The organism is Fictibacillus sp. UD, assembly GCF_043558025.1.
GTDB lineage: Bacteria > Bacillota > Bacilli > Bacillales > Fictibacillaceae > Fictibacillus.
Genome location: NZ_JARUHH010000001.1, coordinates 139337 through 165044 on the forward strand (window position 1 = coordinate 139337; position 25708 = coordinate 165044).

The 25708-nt window shown below is 39.3% G+C and carries 26 protein-coding genes and 1 pseudogene; 21 read left to right on the top strand and 6 right to left on the bottom strand.

The features are described 5' to 3' along the window. Positions 1-40 precede the first annotated feature (40 nt). The 3 genes from P8610_RS00720 (at position 41) to P8610_RS00730 (ending at position 2135) form a co-directional block, all read left to right on the top strand. Complete coding sequence (locus P8610_RS00720; protein WP_394602751.1) at positions 41-706, top strand: GNAT family N-acetyltransferase; 666 nt, start codon at positions 41-43, stop codon at positions 704-706. Between the two features lie 73 nt (positions 707-779). Then, positions 780-1610 carry an EcsC family protein gene (locus tag P8610_RS00725; protein ID WP_394602752.1) on the top strand — a complete coding sequence of 277 codons (831 nt, stop codon included), beginning with the start codon at positions 780-782 and terminating at the stop codon, positions 1608-1610. An 18-nt stretch (positions 1611-1628) separates the two neighbouring features. Next, on the top strand, positions 1629-2135 hold the full coding sequence (locus tag P8610_RS00730) for a MogA/MoaB family molybdenum cofactor biosynthesis protein (RefSeq protein WP_394602753.1): 507 nt from the start codon (positions 1629-1631) through the stop codon (positions 2133-2135). Positions 2136-2160: 25 nt separating this feature from the next. On the opposite strand, the gene P8610_RS00735 is transcribed toward P8610_RS00730, so the two are convergent. Further along, on the bottom strand, positions 2161-2475 hold the full coding sequence (locus P8610_RS00735) for a hypothetical protein (protein WP_394602754.1): 315 nt from the start codon (positions 2473-2475) through the stop codon (positions 2161-2163). A 213-nt stretch (positions 2476-2688) separates the two neighbouring features. Between P8610_RS00735 and P8610_RS00740 the strand changes: the two genes are divergently transcribed. From P8610_RS00740 to P8610_RS00770, 7 genes are all read left to right on the top strand, one after another. Then, positions 2689-3891: an argininosuccinate synthase gene (locus tag P8610_RS00740; protein ID WP_289494849.1), complete on the top strand. Its 1203-nt coding sequence runs from the start codon at positions 2689-2691 to the stop codon at positions 3889-3891. Beyond that, entirely contained in the window at positions 3888-5273 is a 1386-nt protein-coding gene (gene argH, locus P8610_RS00745; RefSeq protein ID WP_289494850.1) for an argininosuccinate lyase, read from the top strand. The genes P8610_RS00740 and argH overlap by 4 nt, the downstream gene beginning before the upstream one ends. Positions 5274-5341: 68 nt before the next feature. Then, on the top strand, positions 5342-5503 hold the full coding sequence (locus tag P8610_RS00750; protein ID WP_289494851.1) for a hypothetical protein: 162 nt from the start codon (positions 5342-5344) through the stop codon (positions 5501-5503). Positions 5504-6108: 605 nt separating this feature from the next. Further along, on the top strand, positions 6109-7230 hold the full coding sequence (gene ald, locus P8610_RS00755) for an alanine dehydrogenase (RefSeq protein ID WP_394602755.1): 1122 nt from the start codon (positions 6109-6111) through the stop codon (positions 7228-7230). A gap of 125 nt (positions 7231-7355) precedes the next feature. Then, the gene (locus tag P8610_RS00760) at positions 7356-8036 is read left to right on the top strand and encodes a metal-dependent hydrolase (protein WP_394602756.1); all 681 of its coding nucleotides are present in this window, start codon (positions 7356-7358) and stop codon (positions 8034-8036) included. Positions 8037-8093: 57 nt separating this feature from the next. Next, complete coding sequence (locus P8610_RS00765; protein WP_394602757.1) at positions 8094-8336, top strand: hypothetical protein; 243 nt, start codon at positions 8094-8096, stop codon at positions 8334-8336. 82 nt (positions 8337-8418) lie between these two features. Beyond that, on the top strand, positions 8419-9735 hold the full coding sequence (locus P8610_RS00770; RefSeq protein ID WP_394602758.1) for a DRTGG domain-containing protein: 1317 nt from the start codon (positions 8419-8421) through the stop codon (positions 9733-9735). 266 nt (positions 9736-10001) lie between these two features. Here the strand turns inward: P8610_RS00770 and P8610_RS00775 are convergent, their stop codons facing one another. Then, positions 10002-10298 (bottom strand): YtpI family protein, encoded by a 297-nt coding sequence (locus tag P8610_RS00775; protein ID WP_066243718.1) that lies wholly within the window; start codon positions 10296-10298, stop codon positions 10002-10004. An 86-nt stretch (positions 10299-10384) separates the two neighbouring features. Here P8610_RS00775 and P8610_RS00780 point away from each other — a divergent pair, with 86 nt between their 5' ends. After that, a complete protein-coding gene (locus P8610_RS00780) occupies positions 10385-11332 on the top strand; it encodes a DHH family phosphoesterase (RefSeq protein ID WP_394602759.1) in 948 nt (315 codons plus the stop codon). Positions 11333-11375: 43 nt separating this feature from the next. On the opposite strand, the gene P8610_RS00785 is transcribed toward P8610_RS00780, so the two are convergent. The 3 genes from P8610_RS00785 to P8610_RS00795 form a co-directional block, all read right to left on the bottom strand. Further along, complete coding sequence (locus P8610_RS00785) at positions 11376-11561, bottom strand: hypothetical protein (RefSeq protein ID WP_066396796.1); 186 nt, start codon at positions 11559-11561, stop codon at positions 11376-11378. A 120-nt stretch (positions 11562-11681) separates the two neighbouring features. After that, a complete protein-coding gene (gene ytrI, locus P8610_RS00790) occupies positions 11682-12194 on the bottom strand; it encodes a sporulation membrane protein YtrI (protein WP_289494858.1) in 513 nt (170 codons plus the stop codon). Next, entirely contained in the window at positions 12194-12742 is a 549-nt protein-coding gene (locus P8610_RS00795) for a YtrH family sporulation protein (protein WP_394602760.1), read from the bottom strand. Before P8610_RS00795 ends, ytrI begins: the two co-directional genes overlap by 1 nt. A gap of 202 nt (positions 12743-12944) precedes the next feature. Between P8610_RS00795 and dnaE the strand changes: the two genes are divergently transcribed. The 9 genes and pseudogenes from dnaE (at position 12945) to P8610_RS00840 (ending at position 24070) form a co-directional block, all read left to right on the top strand. Further along, a complete protein-coding gene (dnaE, locus tag P8610_RS00800) occupies positions 12945-16328 on the top strand; it encodes a DNA polymerase III subunit alpha (protein WP_394602761.1) in 3384 nt (1127 codons plus the stop codon). A gap of 115 nt (positions 16329-16443) precedes the next feature. Then, positions 16444-17685, top strand: a complete 1242-nt coding sequence (locus tag P8610_RS00805; protein WP_289494862.1) for an NAD(P)-dependent malic enzyme — start codon at positions 16444-16446, stop codon at positions 17683-17685. Between the two features lie 20 nt (positions 17686-17705). Next, the gene (locus P8610_RS00810) at positions 17706-18356 is read left to right on the top strand and encodes a FadR/GntR family transcriptional regulator (protein WP_394602762.1); all 651 of its coding nucleotides are present in this window, start codon (positions 17706-17708) and stop codon (positions 18354-18356) included. Positions 18357-18372: 16 nt separating this feature from the next. After that, positions 18373-19246: pseudogene (gene accD / locus P8610_RS00815) on the top strand (acetyl-CoA carboxylase, carboxyltransferase subunit beta). After that, positions 19231-20208 carry an acetyl-CoA carboxylase carboxyl transferase subunit alpha gene (accA, locus tag P8610_RS00820; RefSeq protein ID WP_394602763.1) on the top strand — a complete coding sequence of 326 codons (978 nt, stop codon included), beginning with the start codon at positions 19231-19233 and terminating at the stop codon, positions 20206-20208. Before accD ends, accA begins: the two are co-directional and overlap by 16 nt. A 118-nt stretch (positions 20209-20326) precedes the next feature. Then, positions 20327-21286 (top strand): 6-phosphofructokinase, encoded by a 960-nt coding sequence (pfkA, locus tag P8610_RS00825; protein ID WP_289494866.1) that lies wholly within the window; start codon positions 20327-20329, stop codon positions 21284-21286. 92 nt (positions 21287-21378) lie between these two features. Further along, positions 21379-23133, top strand: coding sequence for a pyruvate kinase (gene pyk / locus P8610_RS00830; protein WP_289497589.1), 1755 nt, complete (start codon positions 21379-21381; stop codon positions 23131-23133). Positions 23134-23239: 106 nt separating this feature from the next. Next, positions 23240-23635: an FxsA family protein gene (locus P8610_RS00835; RefSeq protein ID WP_394602764.1), complete on the top strand. Its 396-nt coding sequence runs from the start codon at positions 23240-23242 to the stop codon at positions 23633-23635. Between the two features lie 303 nt (positions 23636-23938). Then, positions 23939-24070: a hypothetical protein gene (locus P8610_RS00840; protein WP_394602765.1), complete on the top strand. Its 132-nt coding sequence runs from the start codon at positions 23939-23941 to the stop codon at positions 24068-24070. Here P8610_RS00840 and ytvI read toward each other — a convergent pair. Further along, on the bottom strand, positions 24057-25175 hold the full coding sequence (gene ytvI, locus P8610_RS00845; RefSeq protein WP_394602766.1) for a sporulation integral membrane protein YtvI: 1119 nt from the start codon (positions 25173-25175) through the stop codon (positions 24057-24059). The genes P8610_RS00840 and ytvI overlap by 14 nt on opposite strands. 52 nt (positions 25176-25227) lie before the next feature. Here ytvI and P8610_RS00850 point away from each other — a divergent pair, with 52 nt between their 5' ends. Further along, entirely contained in the window at positions 25228-25689 is a 462-nt protein-coding gene (locus tag P8610_RS00850; protein ID WP_394602767.1) for a DUF441 domain-containing protein, read from the top strand. Positions 25690-25708: the final 19 nt, after the last annotated feature.

A 25708-nucleotide genomic window follows, 5' to 3' on the forward strand; every position in this document is an offset into this window, starting at 1 on the left:
ACTTAAAATAGTATGCACCTATATGAGGGAGTCCTGTCTGATGTACAAAAAGGAACAATATTTATATGCTAAAGATAAAAATGTAAAAGCAAAAGTGCGTAATTATGATAAAGAGGATTTTTCCGAGCTTATGAAAATCCAACGAGAAAGCTTTCCACCTCCTTTTCCTTCTGAACTATTGTGGAATGAGAAGCAGCTGCAAAATCACATCACGCTTTTTCAGGATGGAGCATTATGTGTGGAGATCGATGGAGTATTGGCAGGGTCAATAACAGGGCTGTTAGTGAATTTTGATCCTAGTCATCCTCGCCATACTTGGGAAGAGATAACGGACAGCGGATATATCTCAAATCATGATAACAATGGAAAAACGCTTTATGTTGTTGATATATGTGTCCGTCCTGCATACAGAAAATTGAACCTTGGCAAACTCTTGATGCAATCATTGTATGAAACCGTTGTTCATCTCAAATTAGAGCGTTTGTTAGGCGGAGGCAGAATGCCCGGGTATCGAGAGCATTCAAACAATCTTTCACCACAAGAATATGTTGAGAGAGTAGTGGAAGGAAGCATGTACGATCCAGTCATTTCGTTCTTGTTGAGATGTGGCAGAACGCCGTTAGAATTGGTTCCTAATTATCTAGAGGATGAGGAGTCATGCAATTATGCTCTACTCATGGAATGGAGAAATCCTTTTAACGGATAAGGAAAACCTGCTGTTTTTTTACTTCAAGGAAAGATTATAATACACTATAAAAAAGATCTTAAGGAGGAGAAGTATGCCGTTAACAGAGCGTGAAGAGCAAATTTGGGAAGAAATCAAAGCTTGGGAAGAAGATTTTTTTACATATGAACCAACAGATTTTGGACGTACTTATGAAAAATGGGCAACTCGACAAATGGATCTTCTGTCTGAAGAGATGCAGGAGACAATCGGAGAATATGTGGATTCTGTATTGTTCCATATTCATGCTCTTATACAAAACTCTCAATTCCAGTTAGATACTAAACAAAGAATCCTTTCTGAGGCAAGAGTATTTCGGGATGATATTCTTGAGATTGAAGATTTAAAGAAGTGCTCGATCGACCAATTATCTTATATGGCAGATCAACAGATCGCCCGAAACCGCCTTCTTTCCTTTTCTCAAGGCGGACTTGCCGGAACGGGTGGACTTCTCTTTTTAGGAACAGATCTACCAGCAATGGTGGCACTCGGAATTCGTTCAGTTCAATCGATCGCCATGCATTATGGATATGACATTCAAAGACCTGCTGAAATGATGAGATCGCTAAAAGTCTATCATGCAGCTACGATGCCAAAACGCTTTCAGCAAGAGAAATGGGACGAGCTAATGGCAGAGATTCGAGAAGAAGAAGATCCTATTTTTTATGCTGGGAAAGATGTTATTGCAGATATATCGTGGATGTCTCACCCTATTCAGCAAGCGGTTAAGATGATGGCCATTCTTCTTCTTAGAAAGAAGCTGACACAAGGATTGCCGATTTTCGGTATGGCTTTAGGGGCTGTCATGAACTATCAGCAATCTAGAAAAATTACAGAAATCGCACACAAGTTTTATCAAAAGAGATATCTTTATGAAAAATATTAAGAAACAGGTGTTACTAAAATGAGTGTTCAAGAACATAAAGCACGAGCACCGAAAATAGTGAATTGCATGATCGTAACGGTAAGTGATACACGAAATGAAGAGACGGATAAAAGCGGAAAGCTGATCCAGACATTTTTGAAATCCCAAAATCATGTGATCACAGAATATAGAATTGTTAGCGATGATAAACAATGGATTCAGGATGCCGCGCAGTTTGGAATTCAAAATGATAACATTGATGTTGTTCTTTTTAACGGTGGTACAGGAATAGCGGCCAGAGATGTAACGATTGAATCTCTCATCCCCTTATTTGATAAAGAAATCACCGGTTTCGGAGAACTGTTTCGTATGTTAAGCTACACTGAGGATATCGGATCGAGTGCCATGTTAAGCCGTGCTATTGCTGGTGTTAAAGATAGGACGGCAATATTTGCCCTGCCAGGTTCGTCTGGAGCTGTGAAATTAGGAATGGAAAAATTAATAATGCCAGAGCTGAATCATGTCGTACAACAGCTGAAAAAATAAAGAGGGTGCTTATGCATCCTCTTTTTTATCCGTGTATTTTTGATGTGATGTTTTGATTCAATCTATACCATAACCAAAGATCATTGATGACGGAGGCTAAACTGGCAATTTTGTAGTTCAGCTCACATGATATTTCAAAATTTTCTTCCGAAGATAACTGATCTTGGAATTCATTAATGTGTTTTTCAATTTGCCCGATTCGATCTGGAATCGTCCCTCTTATTTTCTCCCAATGCAACAGAATGGCTGCTTGCGAAGCTTTATCATACGTTCCCCAAGGCTTATTTAAATGCGGCACGGATATTCCGAGCCTGTCATCCCATACAAAGTTATTTTGCAAAATAAATCACCTCTATCCCTATTGTACAAAAGGGTGCATGCTGATGCGAGATAAATGTTAAAAGTTATTTTTATTCATTTTAAAGAATAACCTTGCAATTTTCATTGGAATTTTGTTATAGTATGAACTATCTTAAATGGTATTTTTATAAACGATAATGTATAAAAATAAACAATTATTCATTTTAATAATCAACAGGAGGAGAGATTTCATATGGGGAAAAAAGTTGTTTTAGCTTATTCTGGGGGATTAGATACATCGGTTGCTATACCGTGGTTAGCGGATAAAGGATATGAGGTAATTGCATTATGCTTGGATGTGGGTGAGGGGAAGGATCTTCCTTTTATACAATCAAAAGCACTATCAATCGGAGCATCTGAATCCATCGTATTGGATGTTCAAAAAGAATACGCTGAAGAATATGCATTAGTCGCTCTTCAGTCACATGCACTCTATGAAGGGAAATATCCATTGATCTCTGCTTTAAGCCGCCCGCTTATCGCTAAAAAGTTAGTTGAGACAGCTGAAAAATATGGTGCAACTGCTGTTGCTCATGGCTGTACAGGTAAAGGGAACGACCAAGTGCGTTTTGAAGTTTCTGTTGCAGCACTAGCACCAGAACTTGAGGTGCTCGCACCAGTCCGTGAATGGAGTTGGTCGCGTGAAGAGGAAATTCAATATGCAAAACAGCATGATATTCCGGTACCTATCAAAAAAGAAAATCCTTTTTCGATTGATCAAAATTTGTGGGGAAGAAGCAATGAATGCGGAATATTAGAAGATCCTTGGGCAGCTCCGCCTGAAGAAGCATACGAAATGACAGTATCACTTGAAAATACGCCAGATCAGCCACAAATTGTTGAAATCGGATTTGAACAAGGTGTTCCTGTATCCCTTAATGGTGAAAGTGTATCGCTCGATCACCTCATTCACCAGCTCAATGAATGGGGAGGCGCACATGGGGTTGGACGAATCGATCATGTGGAGAATAGACTCGTTGGGATTAAATCACGTGAAGTTTATGAATGTCCTGCAGCTACAACACTTATTAAAGCACATAAAGAATTAGAAGACTTAACATTAGTAAAAGAAGTCGCTCATTTTAAGCCGATCATAGAAAAGAAGATGACAGAATTAATCTATGAAGGTCTTTGGTTCTCACCACTGAACGCATCGTTAAAAGCCTTTTTGGATGAAACACAAAAACATGTAACAGGGACTGTCCGTGTTAAATTCTTTAAAGGCCATGCGATTGTAGAAGGAAGAAAATCACCTTACTCTCTATATGATGAAAAATTAGCTACTTACACATCAGACGATGCATTTGATCACACTGCTGCAAAAGGGTTTATCTCACTATGGGGGTTACCTACAAAAGTAAGCAGCATGGTTCAAAAAAATGAGGTGAAAGTGTGAAAAAGCTATGGGGAGGACGTTTCTCTAAACAACCTGAAGAATGGGTAGATGAGTTCGGAGCATCCATTTCGTTCGATCAGCAGCTGGCAAGTCAAGATCTAAAAGGAAGTCTTGCGCATGCTAAAATGCTGTATCAATGCAATATTATTGATGAAAGTGCTTATGAAAACATTAAGAATGGATTGCTTTCTCTTGTACAGGAAGAGAAAGCAGGCGAACTATCTTACTCTGTGAAGTATGAAGATATACACTTGAACCTTGAAAAACTGTTAACCGACAAAATCGGACCAGACGGAGGTAAACTTCATACAGCGAGAAGCCGAAATGATCAAGTTGCAACAGACTTCCATCTGTATGTAAAAGAAGAGACACTACTTATTATTGAGCATATTGAAGAATTGCAAAAATCCCTTTTGAATCTTGCTGAAGAACATGTGGAGACCATTATACCTGGTTATACCCATCTTCAGCGTGCCCAGCCAGTTTCCTTAGCGCATCATCTTTTAGCCTATTTTTGGATGCTTGATCGAGATAAGGGCAGATTGCAAGACAGTTTAAAAAGAACAGATGTAATGCCGCTTGGTGCAGGTGCACTAGCGGGAACAACTTTTGATATCGACAGAAACATTACAATGAACGAATTAGGATTCTCAAATAAATATCTTAACAGCTTGGATGCGGTAAGTGATCGAGATTTTGCAATCGAATGCTGCAGCAACGCTTCTATGATCATGATGCATTTGTCTCGTTTTTGTGAAGAATTGATTCTTTGGTCTTCAGAAGAATTCGGATTCATTGAAATCAGTGATAGCTTCACAACGGGCAGCAGCATGATGCCACAAAAGAAGAATCCAGATATGGCCGAATTAATTCGCGGCAAAAGCGGCAGAGTATATGGATCGTTAATGTCTTTACTCACATTGATGAAGGGACTTCCTCTTGCTTACAACAAAGATATGCAAGAAGACAAAGAACCTGTTTTTGACACGGTAAAAACAGTTAAAGGATGTCTCAGTATCATGACTGGAATGATGAATGAGGTTAAAATAAATGCTGAAAAGATGAACAAAGCCGTTCATCAAGATTTTTCGAATGCAACAGAACTCGCTGATTATTTAGCGAAAAAAGGGATTCCGTTTCGTGAAGCCCATGAATTAGTTGGTCAGATGGTACTTCAATGTATTCAAAAAGGGTGCTATCTTCTTGATATTAGTCTTGAGGAATATCAGGCATGGTGTCCACTTGTGGAAAACGATTTATTTGTTGCGCTATCACCAAAAACCGCTGTTGAAAGAAGAAATTCAGAAGGCGGTACAGGTTTTGATGCAGTGCACAAACAGATTGATGCAGCGAAATCAAAAATACTTGTTTCCAAAAATTAATACCGTTTAACTTTCTTCAGAGGACAAAAACTATGGTTAAGGTTTTAAATTTGAAGGAGGAAGTTACCATGGCAAAGGAAAAACGTCCAAATCAACAGTTAGAATACGATGCTGAAGGTGAAATGACCGTTCATCAGCAGATAACAGAAGCGTACCAAAGTGGAATTGTTGATAAAGTAGATCAAGGACAGCAAAGAACAAAGCTAGATGACGAAGAAAGTCTTTCATAAAAGTAGTTAATAAGGGATGGCTCACATAGTTGAGCTATCCTTTTTTGTTTGGAGTGCCATTAATTTAATTCTTGGGAAATGTACTTAGACTTTGTTTTGAGAAATGTGTGTTAAAAGGTTGAGGTACGTGAGATGTTTGTAGGGAGGAGGGGTATAGGGCTAGTAAACATATGACGATTTTTGTCAACTCGCCGATATATGATCAAAACTCGCTGGAATATAGTCAAATGTCGCCGGATTATCCCTGGAATTTCTAGAATTATTTCAAAATTTCTTGAATTAGAGGTATTTATACCCCAGCTGGTATAAGAGAGGGCCTGTTTAAAGCGGCCGATATGTATCTATTTGATCTATCTATAATGAGTTTTAAGTAAAAAATGTATAGGTAGTACAAAATGAGAAAAAATTATGCAACGTATAACTGCAGCTGCGGTATTTCATTCAGCACCCAAAGCCTGAATCACCTTCTCCTATTTAGGGAACCTTAATGCTGTCTTATCCGCAAAAAAATCATAATGATTTTCAACTTTTTATTTTGAATCTTAGATGGTATGGTAACTATAGATAATGAAATAATTTCCAATATTGATAGGGAGGGAAAACAGATGAAAATTGGTGTACCGACTGAAATAAAAAATAACGAAAATCGTGTAGCTATGACTCCTGCTGGTGTTTTAAATCTCGTGGCGTCTGGCCATGAAGTGTTTATTCAAAAAGGTGCTGGAATCGGCTCTGGTTTTTCGGATGAAGAATACGAAAGTGCTGGCGGCGTGATCGTTGAAACGCCTGTTCAGGCGTGGTCGATGGAAATGGTTATGAAAGTGAAAGAACCGCTGCCCGAGGAGTATTGTTTCTTTCGGGAAGGATTAATCCTGTTCACATATTTACATCTTGCACCTGAGCCTGAATTAACTAAAGCGCTGACAGATAACAAGGTTATCGGCATTGCATATGAGACTGTACAGCTGCCAAACGGAACATTACCGTTGCTTACACCGATGAGCGAAGTAGCGGGAAGGATGGCTGCTCAGATTGGTGCGCAATTTTTAGAAAAACCTAAAGGCGGCCTAGGAATTTTGTTAAGTGGAATTCCTGGAGTTCGACGCGGTAAAGTAACGGTAATCGGCGGTGGAGTGGTTGGAACAAACGCTGCTAAAATTGCTATGGGACTTGGAGCAGACGTTACGATCATAGATTTAAATCCAGAACGTCTTCGTCAGCTTGATGATATTTTTGGTGTAGAAATTAATACGCTCATATCTAATCCGCTTAATATTGCGCTTGCTGTTCAAGAGTCTGCATTGGTAATTGGTGCCGTTTTAATCCCAGGAGCAAGGGCGCCTAAGCTCGTTACCGAAGAGATGATAAAAGGGATGCAGCCGGGTTCAGTAATTGTAGACGTTGCAATTGATCAGGGCGGTATTTTTGAAACCGTCGATCGCATTACAACACATGATAATCCGACTTATGAAAAGTATGGAGTTCTGCACTATGCAGTTGCAAACATGCCAGGTGCTGTTCCAAGAACTTCAACGATCGGGCTGACAAATGTGACTGTTCCTTATGCACTTCAAATCGCAAACAAAGGGTACGCAAAAGCATGTTTAGATAATGAAGCTTTACTAAAAGGAATCAATACGTTGGATGGTTTTGTAACGTATAAAGCTGTTGCTGAAGCACATCAGCTGGATTATAAAGATGCGGTTTCCATATTGACTCAAAAATAATTGGGGTGACACAAAAGTCCAACGTTCCTTTTTACTGGAATGGGGCTTTTTTTCTGTTCTATAATAGGGTATGTAAGGAAATAGGATGAAATCTAGCATCCTAATTAGAGGAGGGAGTAAGTTATATGAAAGTGACGTATCACGGACATTCAGTACTTGAGATTCAAACCGGGGAACATTCCGTTTGGATAGACCCTTTTATTAATGGAAACGGACAAGCTAAAATTAAAGTTAACGATGTAAAAGCAGATGTTATTTTATTAACACACGGTCATAACGATCACGTTGGAGACACAGTTGAGATTGCAAAAGCAAACAACAGCTTAGTAGTAGCGCCTTTTGAACTTGCCAATTACATCAGTTCTCAAGGAGTGGAAGCACACCCTATGCACATTGGCGGAAGCCGTACGTTTGATTTTGGAAAAGTAAAGTTTACTCAAGCTTTCCATGGATCAAGTTATGAAGAAGAAGATGGCACTGTTGTGTATACGGGGATGCCAGCAGGAATTTTATTTTCACACGGTGGAAAAACCCTATACCATGCAGGTGATACTGCTCTATTCTCAGATATGAAATTGATTGGAGAATTTGAGAAACCTGACGCTGCCTTCTTACCCATAGGTGATAATTTTACAATGGGTCCTGAAGATGCACTTATTGCAGCAAAATGGATCGGTGCAGACATAACTGTTCCAATCCACTTCAACACATTTCCTGTAATCGAGCAAGATCCAGAGACTTCTTTTACATCTAAACTCGGGAATAAAGGAAAAGTGCTTCAAAGCGGTGAAAGCTTAAACGTATAATGATTCTAACCTCTCTTTCTATGCATACGAATGATAGTAAGGGAGGTTGTATTTTATATGAGCCAAGAAAAAATAGCAAAAGTCTTAATGTTGTGTGTGCTGCTTTATGTAGCGATTCCTGTTCTCTCTTTAGAGGGTCCTCTTTTGCAAAGTGTTTTTACGATTGCATGGAGCGGGTTTGCATGTATGCTGCTGATTGGCTTGCTGTTTAAAAAAGATACTCTAAAAAAACGAGCTGTCAGGAAACAAAGTATTTCTGCAAATCGGAAAATAAGGAAAAGAATGCACATGGAAAGTTGAGTTTCTGTTTGTATGCCTGTATAATCTGTATTAGTCAAATAAACAAAACAGATAGATACAGGTAAAAGGAACGGTGAATGTAATGCTTACCAAGCATGAACAAATATTGCAGCATATTTTGGACCTTGATGTCGGATCAAAAATCTCCGTTCGGCAAATTGCAAAAGATTTAACGGTCAGTGAAGGTACAGCTTATCGAGCGATTAAAGAAGCTGAGAACCAAGGAATCGTAAGTACCATTGAACGTGTTGGTACGATACGTATTGAAAGACAAGCGAAGAGCAATATTGAAAAGCTAACGTTCGCCGAAGTCGTAAATATTGTTGAAGGACAAGTACTTGGCGGGCGCGCAGGGCTTCACAAAACGCTTCATAAGTTTGTTATCGGTGCTATGAAACTAGAAGCGATGATGCGTTATGTTGATGCTGGAAGTCTTTTAATTGTTGGTAACCGTGTGAACGCGCATGAATTAGGACTTAAAGCTGGAAGTGCGATTTTAGTAACTGGGGGCTTCGATACGGAAGAAGAAGTGAAGAGACTTGCAGATGAACTTGAACTTCCTGTGATTTCAACAAGTTACGATACATTTACTGTAGCAACGATGATCAATAAGGCGATACATGACCGCTTAATCAAAAAGGATATCGTATTAGCCTCTGATATATTGATACCAATTGATGAAACGCATTACCTCTTTCAGCATGATAAAGTTTTGAAGTGGCATGAATTAAACCAAGAGACGATGCACAGCCGTTATCCTGTTGTGGATCAGGCTAATCGTGTAACGGGTGTAGTAACTTCTAAAGACATTATTGGAGTTCCTGTATCCATGCAAGTAGAAAAGGTCATGACTCGTGCTCCTTTAACGGTTACAGAAAAAACATCTGTAGCAGCATGTGCTCACATGATGATTTGGGAAGGAATTGAACTGCTGCCGGTTATCGGTTCTTCTCATAAACTCATTGGAATTTTAACAAGGCAAGATGTTTTGAAAGCGATGCAGATGATGCAGAAGCAGCCGCAAGTTGGAGCCACTTTCGATGACCTGATCACTACAGAGTTAAAAGAACAAAAGGTGGATAATGAAGTTACGTTTACTTGCAGGATCACACCTCAGATGACCAATCACCTCGGCACAGTCTCTTATGGTGTACTGATGACTTTAGTAACCGAGACAGCTCGTAAAGCGTTGAGAAGAATTAAAAAAGGTGACCTTGTTGTTGAGAACGTAACATTCTACTATATCAAGCCGGTTCAAATCGACAGTGACATTGAATTGATACCAAGAGTTCTGGAAGTGAGCCGGAAATTTGGGAAAGTAGATGTAGAAATTCATCATGAAGGAAAGATTGTTGGAAAAGCGATGATGATGGCTCAGCTTCTCGATCACCGGTCATAAAAAAGACTTTTTTCTTATCCTTTGTTGTTCTTGTGAGTAGTTGATTTCCGTTTCAGGTGGCTCGCTTTCCGCGGGGCAGGCGGTGAGCCCCTTGCCGCTTTGCGCCTTTAAGGGTCTCACCTGACCGCTTGTCCCGCAGGAGTCTCGCCACCTTACACTTCAATCAACTTGTCAGTGAAGGATTTAGAAAATCTGTTCCTAAAAGCCAAACTTTTTTAAAGAATACTAAAAAAGTCCCTATTAAAGGGACTTTTTATCCATACTTATTAATTTTTCTGTGCTTCTTCTCGTGCAAGTGTAAGAAAATGCTTGTACATTTTATAGTTCATGATTAATAGTACGATTCCATATGCTAAGAAGATCAGTGCGACCCAAAGCTGCACGCGGCCTTCTACAGCAGTCAGCTCGTTTAAACCGAATGATGCTAAGAACGCCCCAAGTGCCATTTTTGCTTTTGTTCCTGTCCAGCGCTTTAAGAAAGGTTCTTTTGCACGTACTTCTGAAACTTTATAAAACACATACAAACTAAAAGAAAGTATAATAAGAATAATAAAGATCGGCATTAAAAAACTCCCCCACATTTTTACTCCACTATATTGTAAACGTTTAAAACCATAATTGCCACAACGACATCTAAAAGGAGTCTGCTATGAAAGAAGAAATCTTACAGAAAATTGAACAGTATGAAAAAATCATCATTCATCGTCATGTTAGACCAGACCCAGATGCGCTCGGATCGCAAGGCGGACTTGCTTCTATTATTAAGGCGAGTTATCCCCATAAGGAAGTTTATGCAGTTGGAGAAGAAGAAGCAGGATTGGCGTTTCTGAACAGAATGGACGGTATTGAAGATGATGTATACCAAGGTGCTTTAGTTATTATTTGCGATACAGCCAATTCTCCGAGAATCAGTGATAACCGTTACTCGTTAGGCGATCTTGTAATTAAGATCGATCACCATCCGAATGAGGATCCTTACGGAGATTTAATCTGGGTAGATACAGAAGCAAGTTCTACTTCTGAGATGATTATGGATCTATACCTTTCAGGACATGAGCAGGGACTGAAATTAGATAAAAGCGCAGCAAGACTTTTATATGCAGGTATTATTGGAGATACCGGACGATTTTTGTTTGCGAACACGACTCAGAAAACCCACCGCTATACAGCAGCATTGTTAGAGACTGGATTTTCTCCATCAGAAATACATGAGAATTTATATAAGATTTCTGAGAAACTCGTAAGATTAAACGGACATGTTTTGCAGAACTTTTCAGTAGTAGATGATTGTGTAGGGTATATCCATTTAACGAAAGATACATTAAATGAGTTCAACATAAATGCCAGTGAAGCGTCACTGCTAGTAAACTCTTTTTCTCATGTTGAAGGGTTGCTGGCTTGGGTATTTTTTGTGGATGAGCCTGACCAGATTAGAGTAAGGTTGCGCTCAAAAGGGCCAGTGGTAAATAAGATTGCAGCTAAATTTAACGGTGGAGGTCATCCGAGGGCATCTGGTGCAACGGTGTATACAAAGGATGAAACGCTGTCTGTGCTTACGGAACTCAGAAACCTTTGTAAAGAATACCAAGCAAAATAAAAAAGGCCTCATCGGGGGGCCTTTTTATGCTTTAAATCGTAAATTAGTTAGCTTTTTCAGGGATAAACCAAGAGCCAACATCCGTTACATCTTCATGCACTTTCAAGTTTAATTTTGCAAGCTCTCTTTTGATCAGGTCTGCTACTTCTTTCGTTTCCGCAAAAGCAGAAAAACCATTCTGTAATTCCTTTACCTTTTCACGGGCAAGTTCTTTTCGATTGATAATCATGTAGTTCCCCCCCAATATTCACTTCTTTACTCATTATTTTATACAAATTAAGGAGGTATTGCTATTTCTTTGCCCAAAGATTCATAAAAACGTAATAATTCGACCATTATTTATGCATAATCATTCATTTATCTTTGCAGAAATATAGATTCGAAGCACTCCTGTATACAGATATAGGTGGTCAATCTTAACTCGGTAAGCTTGTTCATCATCATCGAGGCGATAGGGTTTATTTTCTATCGCTTGGAAAAGCAGTGTATTACTCTTAGCGATCGTTTCTGTATCTTCTCCTATAAGATGCTCTAAATCGTCTTCAACTGCTTTTATTAAATGCATTCTTGTCAGGTTTGATAATTTTTGAGAGTCTGAATTTGAAAACCTTACATTGATCTCATGAAGTTTAAATTTCTTTGCAAGTTCTTCATTTGCTCTTTTGTCATCAGAAGTTAGAATCTCGTTTTTTTTCTTATAATCATCTAACTCTAATTTCTGATCTTCTAATTTATGAATAAGCCTTTCATGAGCCAAGCCGCCTTGTATTAAAAAAAATGCCCAGCCGATAATAAATCCTATCGCCATTCCAGCAAAAAAACGCTGGTAGCCTTTTCGTTGATACAGCGGAGGAATCCTCATCAGTTGATGTTCTCCTGGCTAAGCCATTGAATTAACTGCATAGCCGTATTGGCTCCTGCAATCGCTACAAATATATAGGTTAATTGCTTAAAAATCTCTATAGTGGCGCCATTTTCAAAACTGCGCTCAAAGTTTGTGATCGTATCAAATGTTCCTCCAATAGCCGCGACGATGGCCCATATTTTAAGTCTCTTTGCCAGCTCCATCATTTCGTATATAGGAGCTTTACCTACCAGAAATGCTGCAAGGCCACCAATTAATGCACCGCCTAATAAAACGCCAAAAGCAATGGCAAAGTCTAAGATCATGTTTGAAAAAAAATCTCTTACCATGAGACATCCTCCTCTCCTACTAAATGTATGGACAACTTGAGAAGTGTATGCTCGTTTCATTTGGCTTTTTATTAAGCTGTTTTCGCTTTGTAGCTTTTGGAAGTGAATGATTTCCGTTCCAGGTGCTCGCTTTCCGCGGGGCAGGCGGTGAGCCACATTCGTACGTTCCACGTATAAGTGTCTCACCTGCCCGCCTGTCCCGCAGGAGTCTCGCACCTTGCACTCCAATCATCAATCATAGAAGACAACATTTGAAAGCAAAAATTTTTATTAAAAGAGAAGTTATTTTCTAAAACTTCCAATTTTTGAAAACATCTTAGAAATAATAAACTCCCTATAATGAAAACTGTTTCATTAACACATGCGAACTTCTGTACTATAATGAAGTTGCAAACAGGTGCGAAAGGAAGTGAAGAGTATGGGATTTGTCCCTTTGCATATACATAGTGAATATTCGCTTCTAGAAAGCTCTTGCCGAATTGAAGAGCTAGTTCAATGTGCAAAAGAATTGGGCTATAAGGCGCTTGCCATAACAGATAAATCAAATATGTACGGTGCTTTAAAGTTCTATACTGCATGCTTAAAAGCAGGAATCCAGCCTATAATCGGTCTAGAAGCCGAAATAGGAACACAGCACCAAAACACTAAGGAGAAAATACGCTCATCACATAAAATACTTTTATATGCCATAAACAATGAAGGCTATGAAAATTTATTAAAACTTACTACGCTTATGCAAACGAAACAAGAAGGGGAAGTGTTACCACTTACTCATACAGAGATCTCAAAACATGCTGCCGGCCTGATTGCTATTTCGTCTGGTTCAGAGGGCGAGATTCAGAAATACCTGGTTAATGAAAATCATGAAGACGGTAAACTGAATAGATTGCTTGAATTTTATAAGCATTGGTTCCCTGATCGTTTTTATCTTGGACTTGAAGATCATAATACGGGGCTTGAAAAAACGGTAAACATGCAATTGCAATCTCTCTCTAGAAAATTTCACATACCGTTAGTTTGTATGCATGAAACGTATTATGTGAAAAAGGAAGATGCTGACGCTCATGACATTCTGTTATGTATAAAGCAAGGAGAAAAGATTAATAATCGTGATCGATATAAACTTCCAACGAATGAGTTTTATTTGAAATCACAGCATGAGATGGAAGAATTATTCTCACATGTACCAGAAGCTTTATCCGAAACAGCTAAACTTGCAGAGAGATGCTCTTTAAAGCTTGAACTAGGCAATATAGCTCTCCCAAAATACCCAGTTCCGGCTAACCGAAACAGTTATGAATACTTAACTGAATTGTGTGAAGAGGGCCTTTTAAACAGATATGAAACAATAACACCAGAGATTAAAGATCGGCTTTCGTACGAGCTTACTATCATTAAGAATATGAATTTTGAAGACTATTTTCTGATCGTATGGGATTTCATGAAGTTTGCTCATGATGAAAAGATGATTACTGGCCCAGGAAGGGGTTCGGCAGCCGGTTCTTTAGTGGCTTATGTTCTTCATATAACAAACGTTGACCCAATCCATCATCAATTGATTTTTGAACGTTTTTTAAATCCAGAACGGGTGACGATGCCAGATATTGATATTGATTTTCCTGACAACCGCCGTGATGAAGTCTTAAGATATGTTGCGAACAAATTTGGGACAGATTATGTCGCGCAAATCATAACCTTTGGCACATTGGCTGCCAGAGCAGCGATTAGAGACGCAGGAAGAGTCATGGATTTTCCTCCATCGCTCATCGATTTGACAGCTAAAAATATTCCTGCTAGACCTGGAATCACTTTAGAAAACGCGTTAAAAGAATCCGCTGGTCTACAGCAAGCGTATACAACAGACGCGGATGTAAAAAAACTTGTAGAGATAGCTATGACACTTGAAGGGTTGCCTAGACATGCCTCTACTCATGCAGCAGGCGTCGTCTTATCAGGTTCACCGCTTGTTCAAAAAGTTCCTTTGCAGAGTGGACACGACGGAATTCCACTCACACAATACAGCATGGATTGGCTCGAAGCAGCTGGCCTATTGAAGATGGATTTTTTAGGATTGCGCAATTTATCACTCATTGAAAATATTTTGTTCGCGATTGAAAAGAACGAGAACGTAAAGATCAAGCTTAATGAAATTCCTTTTACAGACGCTAAAACGTTTGAGCTTCTTGCAAAAGGTGATACGACAGGCGTGTTTCAGCTCGAATCAGATGGAATGAGAAAAGTGCTGCAGCAGCTTAAACCAACAGAGTTTGAAGACATTGTTGCGGTCAATGCTCTTTACCGACCAGGTCCGATGCAAAACATCCCTGATTATATAGCCGGTAAACACGGTCTAAAGACGGTTGAATATATGCACCCAGACCTTGAGCCCATACTTAAATCAACATACGGTGTTATCGTCTATCAAGAACAGATCATGCAGATTGCAACAAAAGCTGCTGGATTTACTCTTGGAGAAGCAGATTTGTTAAGAAGAGCAGTTGGTAAAAAGAAACGAGATATTTTGCTTCGTGAGCGTCAGCATTTTGTTGCGGGCTGTTTAGAACAAGGCTATGATGAAAAGTCTGCTGATGCTTTATATGATCTGATCGTTCGTTTTGCAGACTATGGTTTCCCAAGGAGCCATGCAGTTGCATACAGTGTAATCGCCTATCAACTGGCTTACTTAAAAGCAAATTACCCATCATATTTTATGGCTGCATTACTTTCAAGCGTTATTGGCAATCATGATAAAGTGTATCAATATATAAAAGAGTCTGAGCAAAAAGGAGTTCCTATCCTGCCTCCTTCTATAAATAAGAGCTCAGCTGTTTTTACATCTCAAGGATCAGCTATTGCATTCGGTCTTTTAGCTATAAAAAATGTAGGACTTCAAGCAGTTAGAAGCCTTATGGAAGAAAACGATAAAGAACCTTTTCAAGATCTGTTTGATATTTGTGCACGTTGTCCCCAGAAAACTGTAAATAAACGAACGCTTGAATCGCTAATTTTTGCAGGCGCGCTGGATGATCTTGGAGAAGACAGAGCTGTACTGTTAGCTTCTCTTGAAACAGCGATTGAATACGGAGAAGAGTTTCAGGAGATCTCACGAAAAAATCAAATGTATCTATTTGATGATGACATTAATCTTCCCAAGCCTTCTTATGTATCTGTCCAGCCCTTTCAAGGAAGTGAGAAACTTAAGTTTGAAAAAGAAGCGCTTGGCTTTTTCTTTTCCTCTCACCCGTTAGAACGATATCGTGCTATTCTTAGCAGCTGGAGAGCAGCTGATATTAGGGATCTGAACGAAAAAAGATCTTCAGTCCTTCTCGGTGTTTTAGTGGACAAAGTTCGTGTGATTAAAACCAAAAAAGGAGAGCTGATGGCTTTTCTGACAATCAGTGATGAGAGCGGGGAGATTGAAGCGGTTGCTTTTCCGAAAGTGTACGAGGCACATCACAGTATTCTGCAAAAAGGTGAACAATTATTTTTAGAAGGAAGTGTTGAAAAGCGCAACGAAACCTTACAGATACTGATTAATAAATGCAAGCTGCTGCATGAATTAAAACCCAATGAACAACCAGCAGTATTTATAAAGATTGATAAAAAACATCAGTCACCTGAACATTTAAATGCAGTGAAGACCATTTTGGAGCAATCTAATGGCAGCGTACCTGTTGTACTCATCTATGAGGAAAGCAGACAGAAGGTACAGATTTCACAAAAAATAAATGCTACGAAGAATTTATTGTCAGAGTTGCAATCTGTTGTTGGTGAGGGTAATGTCGTTTTAAGAAGAAATTAAAAAACTTTACAGCTTGTTTACTTTTGTTATAATGAATGAGTCAATAACAGTGGTCTGACCACCTCCTAATTTGACTCATCGACCATAAATTTTAAAACCATTAGGAGATGAAGAGATGTCTACATTACGAGAAGAAGCACTACACATGCACCGCACCCATCAAGGAAAATTAGAATCAAAATCAAAGGTACCTGTTCGCAATGCAAAGGATTTAAGCCTTGCCTATTCTCCAGGTGTCGCTGAGCCTTGCAAGGATATTTATGACGATAAATCTAAAGTCTATGATTATACGATGAAAGGCAATACTGTAGCTGTTGTTTCTGACGGAACAGCGGTTTTAGGTCTAGGTAATATTGGACCTGAAGCTGCACTTCCGGTTATGGAAGGAAAAGCCGTTCTTTTTAAGAGTTTTGCTGGAGTTGATGCATTTCCGATCTGTTTGAATACAACAGACGTGGACAAGATTGTTGAAACAGTAAAACTTCTCGAGCCGACTTTTGGTGGAGTGAATTTAGAAGATATTGCTGCACCGAATTGTTTCGTAGTTGAAGAGCGATTAAAAAAAGAAACAAATATTCCGATCTTCCATGATGATCAGCATGGAACTGCAATTGTTACTCTAGCGGGCCTAGTAAATGCACTTAAATTAACTGGACGTGAAATGTCTAAAATTAAAGTTGTCGTAAATGGTGCCGGTGCTGCTGGTATCGCAATTATTAAATTGCTAGATCGTTTCGGCGTAAAAGACATTATTATGTGTGATACAAAAGGTGCGATCTACGAAGGCCGTCCATTCGGAATGAATAGTGTAAAGAAAGAAGTAGCAAGGTTTACAAACCGAACAAAACAAGAAGGTACACTAGCTGATGTCATTAGCGGTACTGATGTTTTTGTTGGTGTTTCTGTAGAAGGTGCTCTTACTAAAGCAATGGTAGAATCGATGAACCCTGAACCGATTATTTTTGCGATGGCAAACCCTAACCCAGAAATTATGCCTCATGAAGCTCGTGAAGCAGGAGCGATGGTAATTGGTACTGGACGATCTGATTTCCCGAACCAAGTTAACAACGTACTTGCATTCCCTGGTATCTTCCGAGGTGCTCTTGATGTAAGAGCGACTCATATCAATGAGGAAATGAAGATTGCAGCAGTACATGCCATTGCAAACTTAGTAAATCCTGTTGAACTAAGTGCAGAATACGTTATTCCAGCGCCGTTTGATCCCCGTGTAGCTCCTGCAGTTGCAGCAGCTGTTGCGACTGCTGCTATGGAAACAGGTGTTGCAAGAATTCGTATGAGTCCAGAAGACATCGCTGAAAAGACAAAGAGACTTGCAATTATCGGAAAAGATGAATGAAACCGGTAAAGGAGAGAGGAATGTCTGTCCAGCCTACCGAAAAAGTATATATTGAAATTTTAAAGCAGATTAAATCTATTATTGTAGAAGACGGTCTTCAAGCGGGTGACAAGCTTCCATCTGAAAGGGAGCTAAGCGAACGCTTAAAAGCCGGAAGGTCTTCTGTTCGTGAAGCGTTAAGGGCTCTTGAACTGCTCGGTTTAATAGAAACCAGAAGAGGAGAAGGGACTTTTATACGTGAAGCAACAGGCCATCGTCTTGTAGAAGTGCTCGCGTCTTTCATTTTAAACGACAAAAAAGCAAGACAAGATCTTCAGGAAACAAGACATATCGTAATCAAGGATTGTGCAGAGCTTGCTGTTCTTAGATGTGATTCATCTACGATCAGCATCCTGAAGGGATTCATTCAACAGATGGATAAAGAAGGAAATGGGAAAACAAATGAAGTCTGTAAACAATTTGAAAAAACTGTGATTCAATCATGCGGCAATCATCTTCTTTATCGTTTATATGTGGAGCTTACGGGTTATGGATCATCATTGCAACAAGCAAAATCCTTTTGGCCACCGGCTCTTTGTAAAGAAGTTCTAGAACTTCTTGAACAAAAGAACGCCGAAAAGCTAACGAATTTGTTATCAAAACAAAACGATGCCCTAAACGCAATCGAATAGGTGGTGTTATTCATTCATGATTAAAGGTTTGTTTGTTAAAAAGAAAAAATATGCCACGATACCAACTGGTAAAGTAAAACAAGATGTACCTGAAGGCATTATGAGTAAATGTCCTGAGTGCAAGCACATCATGGTAACCAAAGAGTTAAGAAAAAATCTGCTTGTCTGTCAAGGCTGTCAGTATCATTATCCGATGTCATCCCAAGAACGAATAGCTTCTCTTATTGATGAAGGAACCTTTACGGAATATGATGCTGATATGATTTCAGGAAACCCTCTAGAATTCCCTGATTATGTGGAAAAGCTTGAGGGGGACCGAAAGAAAACAAAGATCAACGAAGCAGTTGTTACGGGTGCAGGTCAGATGAATGGACTTGATGTAACACTGGCTGTAATGGATTCCCGGTTTAGAATGGGCAGCATGGGTTCTGTTGTCGGGGAAAAAATTACACGTGCGATTGAACACGCCGTCGTTAATGAAACTCCATTTATTATTTTCACGGCATCAGGCGGTGCTCGTATGCAAGAAGGTGTTCTAAGTCTGATGCAAATGGCCAAAACGAGTGTTGCTCTTAGAAGACTAAGTGACAAAGGTTTGTTGTTTATTTCTGTTATGACACACCCAACGACTGGGGGAGTATCTGCTAGTTTTGCTTCTGTTGGAGATTATAACTTCGCAGAGCCAAAAGCTTTAATCGGATTTGCTGGAAGAAGAATCATTGAACAAACGATTCGTCAAGAATTGCCAGAAGATTTCCAGACTGCTGAGTTTTTGTTAAAACATGGCCAGCTCGACAGAGTTATTCATCGAAGTGATATGAAAAAGACATTGAGTACATTGTTAAAGATGCATACAGAAGGGAGGCGTTAAAGCATGGCGGCAGAACTAGAATTTGAAAGACCCATACACGAACTTGAAAAAAAGATAGCAGAGTTGAAATCTTTTATGGATGAAAAGGGTATTGACTTAACAGATGAGATCAATAGGTTGGAAGAAAAATTGTCCAACCTTGAGAATAGTACGTATTCAGAAATGAAACCTTGGGATCGTGTTCAAATTGCCCGACATGCTGAACGACCGACCACCCTTGACTATATTCGCTATCTTTTTACCGATTTCATTGAATTACATGGAGACCGCCTTTTTGGTGACGACGAAGCGATTGTTGGTGGAGTAGCCTTTTATAAGGAACTTCCTGTTACGGTAATCGGTCATCAAAGAGGAAAAGATACGAAGGAAAATCTTCGCCGTAACTTTGGTATGCCTCATCCAGAGGGGTATCGTAAAGCACTCCGTTTGATGAAGCAGGCAGAGAAGTTTAATAGGCCGATTATTTGTTTTATCGATACGAAAGGAGCTTATCCTGGGAAAGCAGCAGAAGAAAGAGGACAAAGTGAAGCCATTGCACGAAATCTTGTTGAGATGGCTGGCTTAACGGTTCCTGTTATTTGTGTTGTGATCGGTGAAGGTGGAAGCGGCGGTGCTCTTGCACTGGGTGTTGGTAATTATGTACACATGCTGGAGAACTCAACTTATTCCGTTATTTCACCAGAAGGTGCTGCTGCGATTCTTTGGAAAGACGCTTCATTAGCTAAAAAAGCTGCAGAGTCTATGAGAATCACAGCTCCAGACTTGAAAGAAATGGGAATTATTGATGAAATCATAGAAGAAGTTAAGGGCGGGGCGCATAAAGATGCAAAGCACCAAGCTGAATTAATCGACCAGATTTTGGAGGATTCCTTAAATAACTTGTTATCAATGTCTGAAGAAGAGCTCATAAATCGGCGTTATGAAAAATATAAAAAAATCGGACAATTTGGGTTTGTAAACGATTCCATTGTTGTTAAATAGGGAATGTGCCTTTCTGCTTAAGGAAAGGCGCATTTTTTTGTCTATTGTTGTCTATTGTGTTCAACATTTGAACATGATATTTTAATAAGACGAGAGAACTAGAGAGGTGAAATGTTTCATGAAACGGATAGGAGTTCTTACGAGTGGTGGAGATTCACCCGGCATGAATGCTGCAATTCGAGCGGTTGTTCGAAAAGGAATCTATCACGACTTAGAAGTTTATGGGATATACAATGGTTATGCAGGACTAATTTCAGGGAATATAAAGAAACTAGAATTAGGTTCTGTTGGAGATATTATACATCGTGGTGGAACAATGCTTCATTCAGCACGTTGTTTAGAGTTTAAAACACCAGAAGGTCAGCAAAAAGGGATCGAGCAGCTAAAGAAATTTGGTATCGAAGGCCTAGTCGTCATCGGTGGTGACGGATCTTTCCAGGGAGCGAAGAAGTTATCTGAACAAGGATATCCTACGATTGGAGTTCCTGGAACGATCGATAACGATATTCCTGGAACAGATTTCACAATTGGATTTGATACAGCTTTAAATACGATTATAGATGCTATTGATAAGATTCGTGATACAGCTACTTCTCATGAACGTACGTACATCATCGAAGTTATGGGACGAGATGCAGGTGACCTTGCATTATGGGCAGGATTAGCTGATGGAGCAGAAACCATTCTTATACCAGAAGAAGATCACAAGATGGAACAAGTGGTTCAAAAACTTAAAAGAGGACATGAGCGCGGAAAGAAACACAGTATTATCATTGTTGCTGAAGGCTGTGGAAGCGGTGTTGATGTTGCAAAAGAAATTGAAACACTTACAGGGTTTGAAACAAGGGTTACGGTTTTAGGACATATCCAGCGTGGCGGATCCCCTACTGCTTTTGACCGTGTATTAGCAAGCCGACTAGGTGCGCAAGCGGTTGAACTGCTATTAGAAGGTAAAGCTGGACGTACAGTAGGTATTGAAAATAACAAACTTGTTGATTATGACATTACAGAGGTTTTATCAAGAAAACATAACATTGATAAACAAATGTATCGATTATCTCAGGAATTATCCATATAACCAGCAAAATAGCATCGTACGGCTGCAGAAATCTGTATTTAGTCCGTACGATGCCTTCTTGCGAAAAAAGAACTCAGGAGGCCATTTACATGATGCGTAAAACTAAAATCGTTTGTACGATAGGTCCTGCAAGCGAAAGCATTGATAAATTAAAAGATTTGATGAATGCGGGGATGAACGTTTCCCGCCTAAATTTCTCACATGGTGACTTTGAAGAACATGGTCAACGAATCATAAATATCCGTGAAGCTTCTAAAGAGCTTGGTAAAACGGTTGCCATTCTTTTAGACACAAAAGGTCCTGAAATCCGTACTCAAACACTTGAGGGTGGAGTAGCTGAACTTGTAGCGGGAAATGAACTGATCGTTTCTATGGAAGAAGTTATCGGAAACGATAAGAAGATCTCTGTAACATACCCTGGTCTTGTTGAAGATGTTGAAGTGGGTTCAAGAATCCTGCTTGATGATGGATTGATCGAGCTTGAAGTAACTGCAATCGGTCAGAATGAACTTACTACAAAAATCTTAAACTCAGGAACATTAAAAAACAAAAAAGGTGTTAATGTACCGAACGTAAGCGTAAAGCTTCCTGGTATTACAGACAAAGATGCAAAAGATATTGAGTTTGGTATTGAACAAGGTGTTGATTTTATTGCTGCATCTTTCGTACGACGTGCAACTGATGTGCTAGAAATCCGAGAAATTTTGGACAAACACAATGCAAATCATATTCAAATTATCCCTAAGATTGAGAACCAAGAAGGTGTAGATAATATTGATGAGATTCTTGCTGTATCAGACGGATTAATGGTAGCTCGTGGTGACCTTGGTGTCGAGATCCCTGCTGAAGAAGTTCCTCTAGTTCAGAAGATGCTTATCAAAAAGTGTAACGAGCTCGGAAAACCAGTTATTACGGCAACACAAATGTTAGATTCTATGCAGCGTAATCCGCGTCCTACACGTGCTGAAGCGAGTGACGTAGCTAACGCTATATTCGACGGTACAGACGCTATCATGCTATCAGGAGAAACGGCTGCTGGTAACTATCCTGTTGAAGCAGTTCTAACGATGCACAAAATTGCCAGCCGTGCTGAGAGCTCATTAAACTACAAGACACTTTTATCTTCTAAAAGCAAAGAAAGCAAAACAACAATCACAGATGCTATTTCCCAATCGGTTTCCTTTACTGCGCTTAACTTAGATGCAGATGCAGTAATCACGGCAACAGAAAAAGGGCAAACAGCTCGAATGATTTCGAAGTATCGTCCTAAAGCGCCAATCATCGCTGTAACAAGCAATGAAGATGTTTGCCGCAAGCTTGCTCTTGTTTGGGGTGTAACACCTGTTAAAGGAGAAAAAGCAGGAACTACGGATGAAATGTTCCAAATAGCAATTGACTCTGCATTAAAAGCAGAGGCTGTTCAACACGGTAACTTAGTTGTAATTACTGCTGGTGTTCCTGTTGGTGAATCAGGGTCTACGAACTTGATGAAAGTACACATTATTGGTGATGTGCTTGCAAAAGCTCAAGGAATTGGACAATCATCCGCTTCAGGTAAAGTAGTTGTAGCAAAAACAGCTCAAGAAGCGATGGAGAAGATGACAGAAGGAGCGATTCTTGTAACGGTCGGCACAGATCGTGATATGATGCCTGCATTTGAAAAAGCTGCAGCTGTTATTACAGAAGAAGGCGGCTTAACTAGCCATGCGGCTGTCTGTGGAGTTTCTCTAAGCATCCCAGTTATTGTTGGACTTCAAAATGCAACAGATATCTTTAAAGATGGTCAAGAGATTACAATTGATGCTTCTGTTGGTTATATATACGATGGAAGAAAGAGTGTTATCTAAAGGATGAAAAGAGAAGGATGAAACCTTCTCTTTTTTGCTGCGTAAAACTCCATATATCCTAGAAATGGGCAGGATATTATTTTTCTATTGAAAGTGGTGGTTTAATTTGTTCCGAGTATTATTGCCAATTTTTATCATAGTGCCAACAATAGAAGTAATTCTGTTTATTTTAGCAGGGCAATATATAGGTATTCCTGCTACAATCGCATGCATACTTTTCACCGGCATATTAGGAGCTTATTTAGCAAAAAAAGAAGGAACAGAAACGCTGCAGCGTGTAAAGAGACAGCTCGAAAGCGGACAGATGCCAGGTGATGCTGTTTTAGACGGAGCGTGTATACTAGTTGGAGGAGCTCTTCTGTTAACTCCAGGATTTCTAACGGACTTTTTAGGTTTTTCTTTACTCTTTTCCCCGTTAAGAAAGCCAGTAAAATTTTGGCTAAAAGCAAAAATCTTTCAAAAGATGAAGTCAGGTCAATTTTATTTTATAAAAAGAAAATAGTGTGAATCCGGAAGTATTCCATTTCTAAAAGTCTTCTCTAGGACTAATAGCTGGTTTGTGTTCTCTTATAAATGGCTTTCTATAAACGATTCTTGGACAAGCTGATTGGAATTATCATGAAAATGTTAATCGACAAGTTCACTAAAAAAACGCTGCTTGAATAATTAAGCAGACGTTTTTTTATTTGGTTTTTTTAGCTACTTTTCTAAAGGGATTGTTGTTTTTTAATCTTTTAATTCACTCGCTTCTTTGACAAGTTGATTGGAGTGCAAGGTGTGAGACTCCTGCGGGACAGGCGGGCAGGTGAGACACTTATACATGGAATGTACGAATGTGGCTCACCGCCTGCCCCGCGGAAAGCGAAGCACCTGGAACGAAAATCAACCTGCTAAAAGCATCATAGAATACGAAAACAGCTTTTTTACTTTTGTATAGGCTTCATAACAAACTGATAGATTTCGTGGAAAAACTTCGCTTCATAAAGTGCTCGCATGATAACGAGAATCACGGGACCTATGATCAGACCTACAAAACCGAATAGCTGGAACCCTGCAAACAGAGCAACTAGTGTTGCGAGAGGATCCAGTCCGATGGTTGTGGATAAAAGTTTAGGCTCCATGACCTGACGTTGAACAACAACAATACCATAAAGGATTGAGAGCCCTATTGTAAGTGTATAGTTTCCAGTTAAGAAACAATAAGCGATCCAGGGTAAAAAGACTGCGCCTGTACCAAGGTATGGAAGCAAATCAATGGCTCCAATTAACACAGAAATTGTTACCGCATAATCGATCTGTAAAATAAGTAAGCCCACTAATACGATACATGCCGTTATAGAGATCAAAGTTAATTGTGCTTTTATAAATCCGAATAAAGCTTTTCTCAATTCAATATAAACAGTATGAACGGTCAAAGTTAACTTTTTAGGAAAGGTAGAAGTGAGAAAACCCGTCAGTCTGTACCAGTCTTTGCTAATAAAGAAGGCAGCTAATAATGAAAAAATGAAAACCGTTAAAAAAGTAGGAAGACTTACAATCATTAAAGAGACGCTGTTAATAATGGTTTGAGTAATACTTGTAGCTGTCGTAGTAATTCCTGTTCCGATCTTCTCGATATTATCCATCACTGTTTCTTGCTGGTCAGTTCCTAACTGGCTATAAATAGAGAGCATATCTTGATATAACGGCAGGATATTTGTTTTAAAAGATTTTTCAAAATAAAACACAAGCTCTTGAATGTAAGCAGGCAACTCATGGGCAATATAGGCAAATCCGGTCATCATTTCTTGAATAAGCAATGTTAATAATAAGACAAGAACACCAAGAAGAGCTAATATGGAAAGAATGACAGCAAGTGCTCTATTCATTTTAAATCTGGCAGTTAAAAAATCTACAAATGGATTGATGAGCAGAGCAATAATTGCCCCTGCAATAAATGGATACAAAATGCCTGAAACATAATAACTGGTGAAAATAAGAACTGATGCAAAAAATAGAATAGAGATTAAGCGAATTAATCGATGTGTCAATTCGGTATACACTTTTTTCACCCGCCTTTTCATACATATCATTTAATCAGAAAGGATTTTACTTATGGAACCTATTCTTTTTCTAATAGGATTATTAGTCATTGGTGTAATCGCAAAGAACCAATCTTTAATAATCGCAGTGGCGTTTTTATTAGCGTTAAAATTTACCGGATTAGGTGAAAAGTGGTTCTCTCTCATTCAACAAAAGGGAATAAATTGGGGAGTGACAATTATTACGATTGCCGTTTTAGTACCCATAGCCTCCGGTGAAATCGGCTTTAGACAACTATCAGAAGCACTTCGCTCATCTTATGCTTGGATTGCCTTATTATCAGGGGTTTTTGTTGCTATTATTGCAAGCAGAGGACTTCACTTACTGCAAAATGACCCTCATATAACAGCAGCTTTAGTGTTTGGTACGATTCTTGCTGTCGCTCTATTTAAAGGAGTAGCAGTCGGACCATTAATCGGTGCAGGGATCGCCTACATGGCAATGAAGATAGTCGGGATGTTTACGGGTTCATGAGGCCTATCACATACGAATT

Bases quoted from the DNA above. Each gene is read 5' to 3' on its own strand.
- P8610_RS00720 (WP_394602751.1), top strand. From the start codon at position 41: ATGTACAAAAAGGAACAATATTTATATGCTAAAGATAAAAATGTAAAA.
- P8610_RS00725 (WP_394602752.1), top strand. From the start codon at position 780: ATGCCGTTAACAGAGCGTGAAGAGCAAATTTGGGAAGAAATCAAAGCT.
- P8610_RS00730 (WP_394602753.1), top strand. From the start codon at position 1,629: ATGAGTGTTCAAGAACATAAAGCACGAGCACCGAAAATAGTGAATTGC.
- P8610_RS00740 (WP_289494849.1), top strand. From the start codon at position 2,689: ATGGGGAAAAAAGTTGTTTTAGCTTATTCTGGGGGATTAGATACATCG.
- P8610_RS00750 (WP_289494851.1), top strand. From the start codon at position 5,342: ATGGCAAAGGAAAAACGTCCAAATCAACAGTTAGAATACGATGCTGAA.
- ald (WP_394602755.1), top strand. From the start codon at position 6,109: ATGAAAATTGGTGTACCGACTGAAATAAAAAATAACGAAAATCGTGTA.
- P8610_RS00760 (WP_394602756.1), top strand. From the start codon at position 7,356: ATGAAAGTGACGTATCACGGACATTCAGTACTTGAGATTCAAACCGGG.
- P8610_RS00765 (WP_394602757.1), top strand. From the start codon at position 8,094: ATGAGCCAAGAAAAAATAGCAAAAGTCTTAATGTTGTGTGTGCTGCTT.
- P8610_RS00770 (WP_394602758.1), top strand. From the start codon at position 8,419: ATGCTTACCAAGCATGAACAAATATTGCAGCATATTTTGGACCTTGAT.
- P8610_RS00775 (WP_066243718.1), bottom strand. From the start codon at position 10,298: ATGCCGATCTTTATTATTCTTATTATACTTTCTTTTAGTTTGTATGTG.
- P8610_RS00780 (WP_394602759.1), top strand. From the start codon at position 10,385: ATGAAAGAAGAAATCTTACAGAAAATTGAACAGTATGAAAAAATCATC.
- P8610_RS00785 (WP_066396796.1), bottom strand. From the start codon at position 11,561: ATGATTATCAATCGAAAAGAACTTGCCCGTGAAAAGGTAAAGGAATTA.
- ytrI (WP_289494858.1), bottom strand. From the start codon at position 12,194: ATGAGGATTCCTCCGCTGTATCAACGAAAAGGCTACCAGCGTTTTTTT.
- dnaE (WP_394602761.1), top strand. From the start codon at position 12,945: ATGGGATTTGTCCCTTTGCATATACATAGTGAATATTCGCTTCTAGAA.
- P8610_RS00805 (WP_289494862.1), top strand. From the start codon at position 16,444: ATGTCTACATTACGAGAAGAAGCACTACACATGCACCGCACCCATCAA.
- P8610_RS00810 (WP_394602762.1), top strand. From the start codon at position 17,706: ATGTCTGTCCAGCCTACCGAAAAAGTATATATTGAAATTTTAAAGCAG.
- accA (WP_394602763.1), top strand. From the start codon at position 19,231: ATGGCGGCAGAACTAGAATTTGAAAGACCCATACACGAACTTGAAAAA.
- pfkA (WP_289494866.1), top strand. From the start codon at position 20,327: ATGAAACGGATAGGAGTTCTTACGAGTGGTGGAGATTCACCCGGCATG.
- pyk (WP_289497589.1), top strand. From the start codon at position 21,379: ATGCGTAAAACTAAAATCGTTTGTACGATAGGTCCTGCAAGCGAAAGC.
- P8610_RS00850 (WP_394602767.1), top strand. From the start codon at position 25,228: ATGGAACCTATTCTTTTTCTAATAGGATTATTAGTCATTGGTGTAATC.